15 protein-coding genes are annotated in these 17,323 nt (G+C 58.7%); 8 read left to right on the forward strand and 7 right to left on the reverse strand.

The genetic code is table 11. From position 1 onward, the window contains the following. Positions 1 to 17 precede the first annotated feature (17 nt). The 6 genes from NAC44_RS13160 to derI are packed head-to-tail and all read left to right on the forward strand — an operon-like array spanning position 18 to position 5,854. Positions 18 to 1,526 carry a glycerol-3-phosphate dehydrogenase gene (locus NAC44_RS13160; protein WP_250941403.1) on the forward strand — a complete coding sequence of 503 codons (1,509 nt, stop codon included), beginning with the start codon at positions 18 to 20 and terminating at the stop codon, positions 1,524 to 1,526. A gap of 11 nt (positions 1,527 to 1,537) precedes the next feature. Next, complete coding sequence (locus NAC44_RS13165; RefSeq protein ID WP_250941405.1) at positions 1,538 to 2,473, forward strand: sugar phosphate isomerase/epimerase family protein; 936 nt, start codon at positions 1,538 to 1,540, stop codon at positions 2,471 to 2,473. 11 nt (positions 2,474 to 2,484) lie between these two features. After that, complete coding sequence (locus NAC44_RS13170) at positions 2,485 to 3,633, forward strand: iron-containing alcohol dehydrogenase (RefSeq protein ID WP_250941407.1); 1,149 nt, start codon at positions 2,485 to 2,487, stop codon at positions 3,631 to 3,633. 31 nt (positions 3,634 to 3,664) lie between these two features. After that, positions 3,665 to 4,612: a sugar-binding transcriptional regulator gene (locus tag NAC44_RS13175; protein ID WP_250941409.1), complete on the forward strand. Its 948-nt coding sequence runs from the start codon at positions 3,665 to 3,667 to the stop codon at positions 4,610 to 4,612. 5 nt (positions 4,613 to 4,617) lie between these two features. Further along, entirely contained in the window at positions 4,618 to 5,388 is a 771-nt protein-coding gene (locus NAC44_RS13180; RefSeq protein ID WP_250941411.1) for a triose-phosphate isomerase, read from the forward strand. 10 nt (positions 5,389 to 5,398) lie between these two features. Then, positions 5,399 to 5,854 (forward strand): D-erythrulose-4-phosphate isomerase, encoded by a 456-nt coding sequence (derI, locus tag NAC44_RS13185; RefSeq protein WP_250941413.1) that lies wholly within the window; start codon positions 5,399 to 5,401, stop codon positions 5,852 to 5,854. 9 nt (positions 5,855 to 5,863) lie between these two features. Here derI and NAC44_RS13190 read toward each other — a convergent pair whose 3' ends face one another. The 3 genes from NAC44_RS13190 to NAC44_RS13200 form a co-directional block, all read right to left on the reverse strand. Beyond that, entirely contained in the window at positions 5,864 to 7,345 is a 1,482-nt protein-coding gene (locus tag NAC44_RS13190) for a S10 family peptidase (RefSeq protein WP_250941415.1), read from the reverse strand. Between the two features lie 257 nt (positions 7,346 to 7,602). After that, positions 7,603 to 8,994: an NAD-dependent succinate-semialdehyde dehydrogenase gene (locus NAC44_RS13195; RefSeq protein WP_250941417.1), complete on the reverse strand. Its 1,392-nt coding sequence runs from the start codon at positions 8,992 to 8,994 to the stop codon at positions 7,603 to 7,605. 337 nt (positions 8,995 to 9,331) lie between these two features. Then, the gene (locus NAC44_RS13200) at positions 9,332 to 9,784 is read right to left on the reverse strand and encodes an Lrp/AsnC family transcriptional regulator (RefSeq protein ID WP_250941503.1); all 453 of its coding nucleotides are present in this window, start codon (positions 9,782 to 9,784) and stop codon (positions 9,332 to 9,334) included. A gap of 123 nt (positions 9,785 to 9,907) precedes the next feature. On the opposite strand from NAC44_RS13200, the gene alr reads away from it, so the two are divergent. Continuing rightward, on the forward strand, positions 9,908 to 11,026 hold the full coding sequence (gene alr, locus NAC44_RS13205) for an alanine racemase (RefSeq protein WP_250941419.1): 1,119 nt from the start codon (positions 9,908 to 9,910) through the stop codon (positions 11,024 to 11,026). Next, entirely contained in the window at positions 11,026 to 12,294 is a 1,269-nt protein-coding gene (locus NAC44_RS13210; protein WP_338022087.1) for a D-amino acid dehydrogenase, read from the forward strand. The genes alr and NAC44_RS13210 overlap by 1 nt, the downstream gene beginning before the upstream one ends. Before the next feature lie 38 nt (positions 12,295 to 12,332). Here the strand turns inward: NAC44_RS13210 and NAC44_RS13215 are convergent, their stop codons facing one another. The 4 genes from NAC44_RS13215 to NAC44_RS13230 form a co-directional block, all read right to left on the reverse strand. Continuing rightward, entirely contained in the window at positions 12,333 to 13,781 is a 1,449-nt protein-coding gene (locus NAC44_RS13215) for an aldehyde dehydrogenase (RefSeq protein WP_250941423.1), read from the reverse strand. A gap of 149 nt (positions 13,782 to 13,930) precedes the next feature. Next, a complete protein-coding gene (locus NAC44_RS13220; protein WP_420839933.1) occupies positions 13,931 to 14,749 on the reverse strand; it encodes an ABC transporter permease in 819 nt (272 codons plus the stop codon). Beyond that, complete coding sequence (locus NAC44_RS13225) at positions 14,746 to 15,696, reverse strand: ABC transporter permease (RefSeq protein ID WP_250941427.1); 951 nt, start codon at positions 15,694 to 15,696, stop codon at positions 14,746 to 14,748. The genes NAC44_RS13220 and NAC44_RS13225 overlap by 4 nt, the downstream gene beginning before the upstream one ends. A 12-nt stretch (positions 15,697 to 15,708) precedes the next feature. Then, positions 15,709 to 17,205, reverse strand: a complete 1,497-nt coding sequence (locus tag NAC44_RS13230) for an ABC transporter substrate-binding protein (protein WP_250941429.1) — start codon at positions 17,203 to 17,205, stop codon at positions 15,709 to 15,711. Between the last annotated feature and the right edge of the window lie 118 nt (positions 17,206 to 17,323).

Here is a 17,323-nt window from a genome sequence, read left to right on the forward strand (position 1 = left end):
TGCCCATGGAGCCTCACATGAACCCTGACAGCATCGATCTTCTGGTGATCGGCGGCGGCATCAATGGTGCGGGCATTGCCCGCGATGCGGCGGGCCGCGGGCTTTCGGTCATCCTGTGTGAGAAGGATGATCTGGCCGAAGGCACGTCCTCGCGCTCGGGCAAGCTGGTGCATGGCGGCTTGCGCTATCTGGAATATTACGAATTCCGGCTGGTGCGCGAGGCGCTGATCGAGCGCGAAGTGCTGCTCAATTCCGCCAGCCATATCATCTGGCCGATGCGTTTCGTGCTGCCGCACAGCCCGAGCGACCGTCCGGCCTGGTTGGTGCGGCTTGGCCTGTTTCTCTACGACCATCTCGGTGGGCGCAAAAAACTGCCGGGCACGCGGGCGCTGGATCTCACCCGCGCACCGGAAGGCGAGCCACTGCTCGACAGCTACACAAAAGGCTTTGAATATTCCGACTGCTGGGTGGATGATGCCCGTCTCGTGGTGCTGAACGCCGTGGATGCCGCCGAAAAAGGCGCGACCATTCTCACCCGCACCACCTGCTTCAGCGCCAGGCGCGAAAAAGGCGTCTGGCTCTGCCAGCTGCGCGACAGCCGCACCGGTTCCGTGCGCAGCGTCAAGGCCAAAGCGGTGGTCAATGCCGCCGGTCCCTGGGTCAATGATATCATCAACCGGGTTGCCGGATCGAACAGCCGCCGTCAGGTGCGCCTCGTCAAGGGCAGCCATATCATCGTGCCGAAATTCTGGTCCGGCCAGCAGGCCTATCTGGTGCAGAACCATGACAAGCGGGTGATTTTCATCAACCCTTACGAGGGTGACAAGGCGCTGATCGGCACGACCGACATTGCCTATGACGGTGCGCCCGAAGCCGTCAGCGCCGATGAGGCCGAGATCGCGTATCTGATTGCCGCCGTCAACCGCTATTTCAAGGAAAAGCTACGCCGAAGCGATGTGCTGACCAGCTTTTCCGGCGTGCGCCCGCTGTTTGACGATGGCAAGGGCAATCCCTCCGCCGTCACCCGCGATTATGTCTTCGATCTCGATAGGACCGGGGATGCCCCGTTGCTCAATGTCTTCGGCGGCAAGATCACCACGTTTCGCAAACTGTCCGAACATGCGCTGCAAAAGCTCGCCCCCTTCTTTCCCGGCATGGGAGAAGACTGGACGGCCAAGGCGACGCTTCCCGGCGGCGATATCGCGGGTGCCGATTACGCCTCCTTCAGCGAGAGCCTCAAGAGCCATTATCCGTGGATGCCACGGGCGCTGATGCAGCATTATGGGCGGCTTTACGGCACCCGCATCCACGCGCTTGTTGGAACTGCGCAGGATCTGGCCGGTCTTGGCCGTCACTTCGGCGGACAGCTCTATGAGGCCGAGGTGCGCTATCTCGCCGCCCATGAATGGGCCGAAACCGCTGACGACGTGCTCAAACGCCGCACCAAGGAGGGACTGCATCTGAGCGAGGCGGAACTGGCCGCTTTCCGGGCATGGTTCGACACCGAAGTCGCCAAGGCAGCATAAGAGACAACGTGATGGAACTGACGCTTTCCTTGAACACCAATCCGCTGGTCAATCGCTTTGCCGAACCGGACGATCTGATCGACACCGTGGCGCGCGACCTGAAAATTCGCGATCTGCAACTGACCCATGAATTCATCAATCCCTCCTGGCCTGCCTCAACGCTGAGCCGCCTGACGCGGGAGATGAAGGCGGCGATGGCAAGAACCGGCGTGCGCGTGACCTCCGGCATGACCGGGCCTTATGGCCGTCTCAACCATTTCGGCCATCCCGATGCCGAGGTGCGCCGCTATTATATCGACTGGTTCAAGACCTTTGCCGATATCATCGCCGATCTCGGCGGCACATCGGTCGGCACGCAATTCGCCATCTTCACCTATCGCGATTACGATGATCCCATCCGGCGGGAAGATTTGATCAACATCGCCATTGATTGCTGGCGCGACGTGGCCGACCATGCCCGCGCCGCCGGTCTTTCCTTCCTGTTCTGGGAGCCGATGAGCATTGGCCGGGAGTTTGGCGAAACCATTCAGTCCTGTCTGGCGCTGCAGGAACGGTTGAAGCAAGCCGATATGGCCGTGCCGATGTGGATGATGGCCGATATCGACCATGGCGATGTTACATCCGACAATCCCGATGATTACGACCCCTATGCCTGGGCGCGGGCGGTGCCGAAGCACTCGCCGATCATCCACATCAAACAGAGCCTGATGGACAAGGGCGGGCACCGGCCCTTTACCGCCGACTTCAATGCCAGGGGACGCATTCAGCCAGAACCGCTTCTGGAGGCTTTTGCCACTGGCGGCGCTGTCAACAATGAAATCTGTCTCGAACTGTCCTTCAAGGAAAGGGAGCCGAACGACCGCGAGGTTATCCCACAGATTGCCGAAAGCATTGCCTTCTGGGCGCCATTCATCGACACCGGAGCAGGTGATTTGCACCTGTCATAAAGGAGCCGAGGATGAATGAGACCGTTTTCAGTTTTCGCACAGCCACAGAAATCCTGTTCGGGCGCGGTAGCGCGCGGGACTCAGCAAGGCGCATTCGCGCCTTCGGTTCCCGCATTCTGCTAGTCCACGGTGCAAATGCCGCCCGTGCGGCATGGCTTGTTGCAGATCTGAACCGGCAGGACACGGATCTTCTGTGCCTGCATGTTGAAGGCGAGCCGGCGCTTCCAGCGCTGGAGCCCTGGCTTGAAGCCGCCCGTGTCCATCGCCCGGATGTGGTTGTCAGCCTCGGCGGCGGTGCGGTTCTCGATGCGGGCAAGGCCATTGCCGGTCTTCTCAGAAGCGGCCGCCCGGTCATCGATCATCTGGAAGTGGTCGGTTCCGGTCTGCCGCTTGAAGAGACGCCCCTTCCCTTCATCGCCATCCCCACCACTGCCGGCACCGGCGCCGAAGTTACCCGCAATGCGGTGATCGGCGTGCCGGAGCATCACCGGAAGGTCAGCCTGCGCGATCCGGCCATGCTGGCAAGACTGGCAATTGTCGATCCTGCCCTGACCGATCACGCTCCGAAAGCTCTTACCCGCGATTGCGGCCTCGATGCGCTGACGCAACTGATCGAACCCTATATATCCAATGCGGCCAATCGCATCAGCGATGCGCTGGTGCGTGGTGCATTGCCAGATGGCATCAACGCCTTCGTCACCCTTATGCAGGGCGAAGATCAGGCAGCGCGTGACGATCTGGCCTTTGCCAGCCTGTGCGGCGGGTTGGCGCTTGCCAATGCCGGTCTTGGCGTGGTGCATGGTCTCGCCGGACCGCTGGGCGGGCTTATGGATGCACCGCATGGGGCAATCTGCGGGGCTTTGCTGGTGCCGGGCCTTCTGGCCAATCGGGCCGCCGTTGAGGATGCGGGCATCCGTCAACGTATTGATGAGGTCTTTGGTCTGATTGGCAAAGCGCTCGGCGTTTCGGCAGAGCAAGCACCCGAAGCCTTCACGGAGTTTCTGCACGCGCATGGCTTAAGGTCGCTCACGGCGCTGGGTTTTACGCCCGAGCATTTCCATGAAGCAGCCGTCATGGCCGAAAGCGCCTCCTCGATGAAGACCAATCCGGTGGCGCTTTCCCGAAAGGTCCTGCTCTCCATACTCGAACAGGCGGCATGAGGCGGATCATGGGCGGAAAGGAAACAGCACGATGAACGATCCGGACGTTTCTCTCAGCCTGCGCGCCGCCTGGCTGCATTATGTCGGCGGGCTGACCCAGTCTGCCGTTGCCAAGCGTCTGGGCATTGCCTCGGTCAAGGCGCATCGGCTGATTGCCAAGGCTGTGGCGGATGGCGCGGTCAAGGTGATCATCGATGGCGATATCGTCGAATGCGCCGATCTGGAAATGCAGCTCAGCCGCCGCTTCGGTCTCGATTATTGCGAGGTTGTACCTGATCTTGGCGAGGATGAGCTGGCGATCAAGGCGCTGGCGCTGGCGGGAGCGGGCTTTCTCAAACGCGAAATCGAGCGCGGCGAGGATCAGGTGATCGGCCTTGGCCATGGCCGCACGCTCTCGGCTGCTGTCGATCACCTGCCACGGCTGAATGGCGGCAAAGTACGTTTCGTCTCGCTGCTTGGCGGGCTTACCCGCCATTATGCCGCCAATCCTTATGACGTGATGCACCGGCTGGCGGAAAAAACCGGCACCGCCGCCTATGTCATGCCGGTTCCCTTCTTTGCCAATACGGCGGAGGACCGCGATGTGCTTCTGGCCCAGCGCGGCGTCGGTGAGGTTTTCGCCATGGCCAACCGCGCCGATCTGAAACTGACCGGCATCGGCACGGTCGATCGTCATGCGCAACTGGTGCAATCGGGCATGCTTGATCTCGCCGAAATCGAAGAGATCGCCGCCAAGGGCGGTGTCGGCGAGTTGCTTGGCCATTTCTTCGACGTGAGAGGCCGCGTGCTCGAAACCGCGCTGACGGACAGGACGCTGGCGGCCCATTTCCCGCAGAAAAAAGGCGAAAGACTGGTGGCGCTGGCCGGCGGCAGGCTGAAGGCCGAAGCGATCCGCGCCGTTTTGCTGAGCAACCGGCTGTACGGGCTGATCACCGATGAGGCCACCGCCCGGTACCTGATCAACGACAAGGACCTATGACCCAGATGACGCGCGCAAACCCTGCCTGGATCGGCACGAGCTGGAAGATGAACAAGACACTTGGCGAGGCCGAAGCCTTTGCCGAAGGCCTGAAAGGCGCCGATATCTGCGGCGACCCTCGCCTTCAGCCCTTTGTCATTCCGCCTTTCACTGCCGCCCGTCAGGTCAAGGCTGCTCTTGCGGCAAGCCCGGTCAAGGTGGGCGCGCAAAACATGCATTGGGCCGATCAGGGCGCATGGACCGGGGAAATTTCACCGCCCATGCTGACCGATTGCGGCCTCGATCTGGTCGAACTCGGTCATTCCGAACGCCGCAGCCATTTCGGCGAGACCGACGAGACCGTCGGACTGAAGGTGCAGGCGGCGGTGCGTCACGGCCTCATTCCGCTGATCTGCATTGGCGAGAACCTTGCTGAACGTGAGGCGGGGCAGGCAAGCACCGTGCTGGCGCGGCAGGTGCGCGGCGCGCTTGCAAAGCTGAACGGAACGCAGAAAAACGCCCCGATCATCCTCGCCTATGAGCCCGTCTGGGCAATTGGTGAACACGGCATTCCCGCCAGCGCCGATTATGCCGATGCCCGCCACAGCGACATTTCCACCATTGCCGCCGACATGCTCGGGAGGACCATTCCCTGTCTTTATGGCGGGTCGGTCAATCCGGGCAATTGCGAGGAGCTGATCGCCAGCCCGCATATCGACGGGCTTTTCATCGGTCGCTCGGCCTGGTCGGTCGAGGGCTATCTGGACATTCTGAACCGTTGCGCCAAGCATTTATGAGGAGGATATCATGAAACTTGCCATAGCCGGAGACAGCGCGGGCGAAGGTCTTGCACACCTGCTGGCCGATTATCTGAAGAGCCGTTACGAGGTCTACGAGGTCTCGCATACCGAAAAGGGGCCGGACGAGTTTTACGCCAATCTGGCCGATCGCGTCGCCTCGGGCGTGATCGACGGGACCTATGACAAGGCCATACTGGTCTGCGGCACCGGCATCGGTGTGTGCATTGCCGCCAACAAGGTGCCGGGCATTCGCGCCGCCCTGACCCATGACACCTATTCCGCCGAGCGGGCAGCACTGTCCAACAACGCCCAGATCATCACCATGGGCGCAAGGGTGATCGGAACGGAACTGGCCAAGGCGATTGCCGACAGTTTTCTCGACCTGAGCTTCGATCCGAACGGTCGTTCGGCGGGCAATGTCGATGCCATCGATGCGGTGGATGCGAAATATACAGCCCGCTGAAGAACTCTTTTACGGATAAAAATGCTCGGCATCGGCAAAGACCGCCTTGCGCGAGGCCTCATCCGTATAGAACATGTGACCGCCATGATAGAGCTTGAGCTGCACCCGGTTTTCAGCAAGCGCCGGCGGCAGATGGTCGATCAGATAGCGGGCGGCGCTGTAAGGGCAGAGCGTATCGCTATACCCTTGAGCGATCATGATTTTTAGCGACGGAATGGTGGAGAGCAGGTCGCGAAGGTCCGGCGCAATCGTTGCCGTCACCCGGCTTTCGCCGCCATGGCTGCCATTCCATTTCCACTGCCTGGCGACTGTCTCGTTGAGCAGGTTATAGGTCATGCCGGTTTTAAAATTCAGCACATTGCGCGCATAATCGGCGAATGCGCCGCCATAGGCGCGGGTATAGCCATCCAGAATGGCGTCGTCATTTCTCAGATAACTGTCTTCCGGATAGGCATCGACGTCGGAGACGCCGGAATCATAGGGGCTGACCACATGCCCCTCACCGGCGGCCTCTTTCCAATAAACCTTGCCGACGAAACCGCGGGTACGGCGCACGCTGTCTTCGGGAACACCGGTCATCGCGGCAATCTTGCCAAAAAAGTCATCCGCCGCCTTGCCCGTCGGTGTCGGTCCGGCCAGGATGGTGAGAAAATCATGCATGGCAAATGTTTCCGCAGCATGAAGTGCCGTCAGGTCGAAATCATGACGACGCTCCATCGCAGCGGCGGCCAGCGAGGGAAATTGCAGGGCAGCGGCCAGTGGGTCTTCACTGTCGGCAAAGACAAAACGTCCATCCAGAAGCGGCGACAGCATGATCAGGCCGGACACCAGAATGCCTTGACGATCCTTCAGGCTCCTTGCCACCTTGGCGGTACGAAATCCGCCATAGCTTTCACCCAGCAGATATTTGGGCCGGGCACCGAGATCATTGTCCTGGACATAAAGCGCAATGACTTTCGCCAGCGCCTCGGCATCCTCGCGCACCTTCCAGAAATCGGCATTGTCGTCATCCTTGGCCGCCCGGCTCCAGCCGGTGCCGACCGGATCGATCAGCACCAGATCGGTAAAAGCAAGCCAGCTTTCCGGGTTGTCCTGAAGCTGCGGCTGGGTGCCATCCTTGTTTTGACCGGTAAAGGGCAGGATTTTCGGCCCGACCAGACCGAGATGCAGATAGGCGGAGGCTGCACCCGGCCCGCCATTGAAGACAAAGGTGATCGGCCTGTTTGCTGTCTGCTGCTTGGCGCGATAGGCGGTGTAGAAGATTTTTGCCGTGACCGCACCATCGCCGCCGCGCAGCGCCAGCGTTCCAGCGGTTGCCGTATAGGCAAGCTCTCCCGTCTCCGTCTTGAGCACATGCTCCGTCACCGCGTTCGGTGGCAGAAGAGAGAGGAGACCTGCCGCTTTTGCCTCACCATCATCGGCGGCGGCGTGATCTGCCCCATGATTTTGCGATGAATGATCTTTTGCAAAGGCGGAAACACCCGTCAGCATGACGGCAAGCAGACAACAAGCAACGAAACGCAAATATCTGACCCTCGATTATGCAGCAAATTTAAAGTGCTACAGCGAGTTTTGTGCGCCATATATGGCGCACGGCGCTGTATGAACGTACAGGTGGCAAAGAGGGAAAACAATTCAATTCTTCTGAGACGGTGGATCGACAAAAACGATAAATAGGCCCTGCCCGCATCATCCATGACGCGGCCAGGGCCTGACGGGCTTACGAGATGAGGCTTACAATCTTAAACTCAGAAGGGCGCATCGATATCGACGACGTCGATCAGCTTATGATTGACGAATTCCTTGATGCCGAGGCCGAGCAGTTCACGACCATAGCCGGAACGTTTGACGCCACCGAAGGGGAGATCGGCTTTGACCATGGTGGGATGGTTGATGAACACCATGCCGGTATCGATCCGCCTTGCCAGTTCCGCACCGCGGCGTGTATCGTGGGTGAAGATCGAGCCGCCGAGACCGAAGGGCGAGTCGTTGGCGATGCGAATGGCGTCATCCTCGTCCTTTGCCCTGAAAAGCATGGACACCGGCCCGAAAAACTCCCAATGCCGGGCGGGATTGTCATCGCCGAGATCGGTCAGGATGGTCGGCTGAACGAAGGCCCCCTGATTGGGCACCGGCGGGCCAACCTCTTCCGCCTTGGCGCCATAGCCAACGGCCTCGGCGATTTTCTCGCGAATTTCATCGGCCGCGCCCTGTGACGACAAAGGGGCAAGCGTGGTCGAGGGATCGAAGGGATCGCCAGCCTTCAGGCCAGCCACGCCCTTGCGGTATTTTTCGACAAAATCATCATAGATTTCATCGGCGACGATCATGCGTTTGGAAGACACGCAGACCTGACCGCCATTCCAGTGACGACCGAACACCGCCCATTTCACCGTTTTCTCCAGATCGGCATCCGCCAGCACGATGAAGGCATCGGAACCGCCAAGCTCCATGGTGGATTTCTTCAGCGCTTTACCCGCTTCGGCAGCCACTGTTGCGCCAGCCCCTTCGGAACCGGTCAGCGCCACGCCATGCACGCGCGGATCGTTGAGAATGCGGTTGATCTGGCTGCGCGTGGCATAAAGATTGAGGAATGCGCCCTTGGGCAGCCCGGCCTCCAGCATCAGCTTTTCAAAGGCGGCAGCACTTTGCGGCACGTTGGAAGCGTGTTTCAAAAGCATGGTATTGCCCGCCGACAATTGCGGGGCAATGATACGGGCAATCTGGTAATAGGGGAAATTCCACGGCTCGATGGCCAAAAGCACGCCAAGCGGTTCACAGACCAGCATGGCCTCACCTTCAGCCTTGTCGGCGACAGGGAGTTTTTCAGGAGCCAGCAGACGTTCGGCATTGACGGCGTAATAGTCGAAAATATCGGCAGACAGCGTCACTTCAGCGCGTGCCTCGCCAATCAGCTTGCCCATTTCCAAAGTCAGCAGCCGCGCGTAAGCATCGCAGTCACGGCGCAGAATGTCTGCAGCCTTGTGCATGACGGCGGCGCGGTCTTTGAAGGAACTCGTCTTCCAGGTTTGAAACGCCTGATCGGCAGCGGCAATGGCGGCATCGACTTCACCATCCGTTGCATCGGCAAAGCTTTTGACTGTTTCACCGCTATAAGGATTGATTGTTGCGTAAGCCATGTAATCCTCCTGTTTTGACAACGGCAGACACAGATCATCACGCACGGCAAAGGTCATTCTTGCCGGGTCTTGCCGTCAAAGCTCTCAGTTTTTGTTAACCGCATAATATATCGACCTCGTTCCACGCCGGTCGACTTATGCTGTGAGCCACTCTGCTGTGGCAATGATCAGAGACTAGACCCGCGCGACCAGCCCACCTTTGATCCTGATCAAAAGAGGATAAATCCCTGTAATTTTAGAGGCTATTGAAATTCACCGTTCAGGGCCGCGTCTTCAGCACGTCGTTCAAGGTCGTTCCTTCAGCACGTCGTTCAAGGTCGTTCCTTCAGCACATTTTTCAAGGTCGTGCCTTCAGCACGTTGCGGATGGAAAAGCTCGACTGAATCCGCGCCACCCCCGGCAGTTTCGACAGGATATCCTTATGGACGCGCTCGAATTCATGGGCACTGTCCAGTTCGATCCGGAGCATATAATCGAGACCGCCAGCCATCAGGAAACATTCCTGAATTTCGGGAAATTTGCGGATCGCCGCCTCAAACCGGCTCAGATAATCCTCAGCCTGCCGTTCCAGCGTGATATTGATGATCACGGTGATGCCGTCATTGTCCTCGCCCTGGCCAAGAAGGGCGGTATAGCCGCGGATATAGCCCTGCTTCTCGATGGATGTCAGGCGTCTGAGACAGGCAGACGGCGACAGCCCCACCGCTTCCGCCAGATCCTTGTTGCTGATGCGCGCATTAAGCTGCAATTGGCGAATGATGTTCCGGTCGATACTGTCCAGCCCGCGCATGGCATTTTCCTCAAACATATGAGATAAAATTGCAAATACAGCACCATATTGCAATAAAATAACCGATATTGGAAGAACATTGCCCGATTATTGCGTTATCCTTTGAAAAAATGGGGTGCAGCAATGGACATGCCAATCAGCCTTTCCTTGAATACAGAGGCGCTTTCAGGGTGTCTCACCATCGATCTTACCGCTCTGGCCGAGAATTACCGGACCCTGTGCCGTCTGGCCGAACCTGCCGAGACATCGGCTGTGGTCAAGGCCGATGCCTATGGGCTTTCTGCCACCAAGGTCGCGCCGGTTCTTTATGCGGCGGGTTGCCGCAAATTCTTTGTCGCCCATCTCAAGGAAGCAGCCGCCCTGAAACCCGCTTTACCGGATGATGCACAGATTTTCATTCTCAACGGGTTGATGCCCGGTGGTGAAACCTATGCCAGCGCTCAGGGCTTCATTCCCGTGCTCAACTCTCTGGAACAGGTGGCCAATTGGCAGCGTACTGCTACCATGCTCGGAAAGCGGCTTCCCGCTCTTTTGCAATTCGATACCGGCATGTCGCGTCTCGGCCTGTCGCCGGATGAGGCCGCCCGTCTTGCGGCCCATCCCGAACTGATGCAGGATATCGATTGCCTCTATATCATGAGCCATCTGGCCTCTGCCGATGAGCGCGAAAGCGTTCAGAACGCCGATCAACTGGCTGACATGCAAAAGTATAGGCAGCTTTTCCCCGGCATTCCGCTCTGCTTTGCCAATTCCGGCGGCATCTTCATGGGGCAAAGCTTTACCGGCGATCTGGTCCGTCCCGGCATTGCACTTTATGGCGGTGTTCCTTCTGATCTGGCTGAAGGCGCGATCAGGCCGGTCGTCAGGCTCGCGGTGCGTGTTATTCAGACCCGGACGGTTCCCGCTGGCACCAAAGTCGGCTATGGCGCGACCCATGTCACGACACGGGAAACCCGGCTTGCCACCCTTGCCGCAGGCTATGCTGACGGGCTGCCACGCGCCTTGAGCGATCGGGGTGCCGCCTGGTTCAACGGTGTCAGGCTCCCCATTGTCGGACGGGTTTCCATGGACAGCATGACCGTCGATATCTCTGCCCTGCCGGAAGGCGCGCTGCCGCTTGGAACGCTGGTGGACATCATCGGCCCGCAGCAGTCGCTGGAGGAGGTCGCCGCTCAGGCGGGAACCATTTCCTATGAAATCCTGACCAGTCTTGGCCAGCGTTATCACCGCATCTATCTCTGATATCTCGGGAAAAACCCATGAAAGTCACTGTTCTCGGCGCTGGTGTCATCGGCGTCACCACGGCATGGTATCTGGCAAAGGCAGGACACGAGGTCACGGTGATCGACCGCCAGCCCGGCCCGGCGCTGGAAACCAGCTTTGCCAATGCCGGTGAAGTCTCCTTCGGCTATTGCTCGCCCTGGGCTGCGCCCGGCATTCCGATGAAAGCACTCAAATGGCTGTTCATGGAACATGCACCGCTCATCCTGCGTCCGAAAATCGACGGGGCCATGCTGTCCTGGATGGTGAAGATGCTGACGAACTGCACCTCGGCCCGCTATGCCGTTAACAAGAGCCGCATGTTGCGGCTGGCCGATTACAGCCGTCTGGCGCTGGCCGATCTGCGCACCGACACAGGCATTCAGTATGACGAGCGGATGCAGGGCACGCTGCAACTCTTCCGCACTGAGGCCCAGCTCGAGGCCTCCGCCAAGGATGTGAAGGCGCTGGCCGCCGACGGCATTCCTTATGAGGTTCTCGATCCGGATACCTGCATCAGGGTCGAGCCTGCACTTGCCGCCTCGCGTAACAAGATCGTTGGTGGTCTTTTGACGCCGAAGGACGAAACCGGCGACTGTTTCAAATTCACCAATGCGCTGGCCGCGATGGCAGCGGAAAACGGTGTGGTCTTCGACTATGGCCGCAGCATTCGCCGCCTCGTGGCGGAAGGCGGGCGCATCACCGGCGTTGAAACAGACCGGGGGCTTGCGAGCGCAGATGCCTTCGTCATGGCGCTGGGAAGTTTCTCACCTATCCTTTTAAAACCGCTTGGGATTTCGCTTCCGGTCTATCCGGTCAAAGGCTATTCGCTGACCATTCCGATCGTCGATCCGGCCCGCTCGCCGGAATCGACCGTGATGGACGAGACTTACAAGATCGCCATCACAAGGCTGGGGGATCGCATCCGCGTGGGCGGCATGGCGGAAATTTCCGGCTATACCAACGATCTCGGCGAAGCGCGACGCCGCACGCTGGAACATTCCGTCACCGATCTTTTCCCCGGCGGCAATATGGCGCAAGCCACCTTCTGGTCCGGCCTCAGACCCATGACGCCGGATGGCACGCCGGTGATCGGCGCAACCCCGTTCAAAAACCTCTACCTCAATACCGGCCACGGCACTCTGGGCTGGACGATGAGCTGCGGCTCGGCCCGGTTGATGGCCGATCTCGTCAGTGGCAAAAAGCCCGAGATCGAAAGCAAGGATCTGGCGTTTAGCCGCTATGCATAAATGGAAAAAGCCTCCCGTTTCCGGGAGGCTTTTCTGTCTCAGAAGGGGTAATGCTGGTTTGGATCTTCGATGGTGACCCAGCGCAGATCGGTGAATTCGGCAATCGCCGCCTTGCCGCCGAACCGGCCATAACCGGAATCCTTCACGCCGCCAAAGGGCATCTGCGCCTCGTCGCCGACGGTCGGTCCATTGATATGACAAATGCCGGACTGAATGCGAGCGGCCACATCCATGGCCCTTTTGATATCGCGGCTGAAGATGGCCGATGACAGGCCATAATCCGTATCATTGGCCACACGGATCGCGTCTTCCTCATCCTTGACGCGAATGACCGGCTTGACCGGACCGAAGCTTTCCTCGTCATAGCTGCGCATGCCGGGCATGACCTGATCGAGCAGGGTCGCTTCGACGACGCTTCCTTCAACCTTGCCACCCGCGACCAGCTTTGCACCTTTACCAACAGCGTCATCGATAAAGGCCTGCATCTTGACGGCAGCCTCCGGATTGACCAGAGAACCCAGAACGACATGGCCGCGCGGATCGCCAGCGGGAAGCTTCGAAGCCTTGGCAGCCAGCTTCTCGACAAATTCATCGGCAACCTTTTCATGCACGATCAGCCTTTCGGTCGACATGCAGATCTGGCCCATATTCATATAGCAGCCGAAGGCGGCAGCATTGACGGCAGCATCGATATCGGCATCTTCCAGCACGATAAAGGGTGCCTTGCCGCCAAGTTCGAGCAGGGCCGGCTTCAGATGGCGGCCACACAACTCACCAATGATCCGACCGACCTTGGTGGAACCGGTGAAATTCACGCGCCGTACTTCAGGCGCGGCAACCAGCGCCTCGACAATTTGGGGGGCATCCTGCGGGGCATTGGTCAGAACATTGACGACACCGTCGGGGAACCCGGCTTCCACCAGCACCTCGCCGATCAGCACATGCATGGCCGGGCAGGCTTCCGAGGCCTTGAGGATGACCGGATTGCCGCAGGCCAGCGCCATGGCGATGGCGCGGGTGCCAAGAATGACCGGCGCATTCCACGGTGCAATGCCAAGGCAAACCCCTGCGGCCTGACGAAGAGCCATGGCAATCGTGCCGGGCTTGTTCGACGGAATGACCTCACCCTGGATCTGGGTTGTCATACCGGCGGCTTCACGCAAGATGCCAGCGGCGAGCATGGTGTTGAAACCGGCCCATGGGGCGGTGCCGCCCGTCTCGGCAATCATCAACTGGGCGAAAGTTTCTGCCTTGGAGGCCATGATGTCTGCCGCTTTCAGCAGAAGGGTCCGGCGCTCCTCCGGCAAGGTTTTCGACCATGCGGGAAATACGGCCTGGGCTGCATCAATAGCGGCTTTCACATCCTCGAGACCGGAGGCGGGTGCACGCGTTGCCACCTTGCCGGTAAAAGGATCGATCCGCTCAAATGTGCGGCCAGACAGCGCGCCAACCTTCTTGCCGCCGATGATCTGCTGAATATCAACCATGAAAATCCTCCTCTTGCTTACGCCAACCCATCCCGATCCTCCGCAGCTTCGGGATTTCTTTTAGGCACCCTAAGGGTGTCGCAAACAGTTTGCAATACATACAAAATTATCTTGCCATTATGCCAATCAATCCATGATTGAATTCAGCCTCACCTCCCGCTTTTGGGATCGAGAAGCGCGCCGAGGCCATCGCCCAGCATGTTGAAGCCAATCACGACAAGCGCGATCGCCAGACCCGGCAAAAGAGCAAGCCAGGGGGCAGTGGCCATATAGGTCTGGGCATCGGCCAGCATCCGCCCCCAGCTTGGCGTTGGCGGCGGCGCCCCAAGCCCGAGAAAGCCAAGTCCCGCTTCCGTCAGAATGGCAAGACCGAGCTGAATGGCCAGCTGAACCACGATCTGGCCGAGAATATTGGGCAGGACATGATCGATGGTGATCGCCAGCCGCCCCTTGCCGATGCTTTTTGCCGCCAGCACATAATCGCGTGCCCAGATCTGCAGGGCCGAACCGGCCGTGATCCGGGCAAAAACCGGAACCATGAAGACGGCGATGGCAAGAATGGCCGTCATCCGCCCACCGCCCATCAACGCGGCCAGCATCATGGCCGACAGGATCGGCGGGATGGCGAAGAGCACATCATTGATGCGCATGATCACCGCTTCAATCATTCCACCTCGTGCCGCCGACAACAGACCGAGTGTTGTTCCAGCCAGACCGCCCAGAGCCACGGAGCTTGCCGAAACGACCAGAGAATTCCACGCCCCTGCCATGAGACGCGCGGCCATGTCCCTGCCAAACTGGTCTGTTCCAAGCAGACCGTCGGTAAGGGGCGGTTTCAGTCTTTGTAAAATCTGCATTTTCACCGGGGAAACCGGCGTCCACACCAGCGACAGAAGGGCAATTAAAACGAAAAGCCCTATAAAGCCGCTGCCGATCAACAGCTGTGGAGAACGCAAGCCTTGTTTCATAACGCCTGCTCCCGCACACGCGGATCGATCAGCCGGTATGAAATATCGACGAGACCATTCACCACAATGACGATGGCTGCAAACAGCAGTACCACATCCTGCATGACAATCAGATCCCGTTGTGTCAGCGCCTGATAGGCAAGACGACCAAGACCGGGCAGATCGAAGAGATTTTCAACGATAACGGAACCGGCGATCAGAAAGGTGAATTGCAGGCCGAGCACAGTCACGACCGGGATCGCCGCATTTGGCAGACCATGCCGCCAGAGCGCCGCCCCCTCGCTCATGCCTTTGGCGATGGCAGTGCGCACGAAATCTTCCTGCATCACCTCCAGCACCGCCGTGCGGGTCACCCGCGTCAACACACCGGCCTGCGGCAAGGCCAGAGCAATAGCCGGCAGAACGAGCGCCGCCAATGCCTTGATCACACCGGACTGCCAGCCCGGAAACCCACCGGCCGGCAGCCATGGCAGGAACAGGGAAAAGACCATGATCAGCAACAGCCCCATCCAGAAGGCTGGTATGGCAATAAAAGCTTGAGAGAGCAACCCGACGAGATAATCGACCGGGCCACGCCGCCTTCTGGCAGACACGACACCGAGCGGCAGGGCAATCGCCATAGCAAGCCCAATTGCAAACAGAGCAAGCGGTAAAGTGAGCTGCAAGCGCACCCAGATCAGCCCTGCGACCGGGACACCATAGGTGGAGGACACGCCCATATTGCCGGTAAGAACGCCAGCAAGCCAGTGTAGATACCGCGCCAGCAAGGGTTGATCGAGCCCCATCGTGTGGCGCAACGCCATGAGCGTGTCAGGACGGGCGGAGGTGCCAAGCATGATGGCCGCCGGATCGCCCGGAAGCACCGACATGATCGTGAAAATCAAAAGCGAGACCACCGCAAGCGTCAGCACCAGACTGACGATGCGCTTGATGATGAAGGTCAGCATGGCTGATATCTGTCAATCCTGCCAGGAAACGTCTCTCAGGACATTGGAGGGGATAGGCTCATTCTTCCAAAGCCCCGTCAGGTTCTTGTTCCATACACCGAGCTTGGGCATGACGAAGAGATAGAGTGCCGGAACGTCTTCGGCCAGTATAGTCTGCGCCTTGCCATAAAGATATTTCTGCCGGGCAGGATCCGAAGTCGCCTCGACTGCATTCATCACATTGTCGAAGGCCGGATTATGATAGTTGAAATAATAATCGGGTCTTGAATAGATATCGATATCCATCGGCTCCGCATGGGCAATGATCGTCATTTCGTATTGATGGGCCTTGAACACATCATTGATCCATTTGCCGGGAAATTCCGTCGGCTCGATGGTCATTGTCACGCCGATATCGGCAAACAGCGCCTGCAGGATCTGTGCCGAGCGGGTGGCATAGGTCATTTGCGGCATCTTCAGGGTGAAGGAGAACCCGTTCGGATAGCCGGCCTGCGACAAAAGCGCCCTGGCTTTCGCCGGATTGAAGGCCAGAACTTTCGTCGTGTCGATATAGCCGGGATCGTTCGGGGTATAATGGCTGCCAATAGCGGTGCCATAGCCTGACCACGCCCCGTCCACCAGGGTCTTGCGGTCTACTGCCATCATCAGTGCCTGACGCACCCTTTTGTCGGAAAAGGGCTTGAGATCACTGTTCATGGCCGCAACCACCTTGAGTTCGGTATTGCCGATCACCGTCACCAGTTTCGGATCGGTCTTGAAACTGTCAAACAGTTCCGGCGCCATGAATTCAGGAAAGGCATCGACATCGCCAGCCTTCAACGCCGCGGCTTCGGCCTGAGGATCGCTGATGAAGCGGAACGTGACTCCCGACAGCTTCGGCATATGGGCCTTGTCCCAATAATCGCGATTGGGTGCAAGCACGACCTTGTCACCCTTGTCCCAGCGCACAAATTGATAGGGTCCGGTGCCAATGGGATCCGTCCTGTCATTGGCTGCACTTTTGGTGCCGAGGATGGATGAGGATGGCCAGGCCAGCCAGTAAAGCAGATTTCCCGTCGGCTTCGACAGTCGTATAATCAGGCTTGCCGGATCCGGATCCTCAATTGCAGTGATCGTGGCAAAGAACCGTTTCTGCGGATTGACCGATCCATCGCCTCGTGCGCGGTCAAGCGATGCTTTTGCTACCGCCGAATTAAAAACCTCTCCATCGTGAAACCGCACATCCTGACGCAATGTGAATCGATAGGTCAGACCATCGTCGGAAATGACCCAGCTTTTTGCGAGCTGTGGCTGAATTGTGCCATGTTCGTCAATCGTCACAAGACCTTCAAAAATATTCTGCCACGTGACCTGACCAATGGCCACCGGCGCGGCAATGGTCGGATCAAGACCAGTCGGCTCGGTCGCCATGCCGATGACCAGCGGTTTTTGCGCAGCCATCGCCGCTGTCACCAGACAAAACCCGAAAACCGTAGACAGGAGCACTCTGAAGGCAGCCCAAAACGTCATATGTGATGTCCCTTTTTCAGAAGACGCATTTCCATCGGCATTTCCGGCGGCACAACCGCCACTTCACTTTCCTCAAAGGCTCTATTGGAATGTATGTGTCATTTGTGTCCCGGCTTCC

The organism is Allorhizobium sonneratiae (assembly GCF_023700755.1).
Classification (GTDB): domain Bacteria; phylum Pseudomonadota; class Alphaproteobacteria; order Rhizobiales; family Rhizobiaceae; genus Allorhizobium; species Allorhizobium sonneratiae.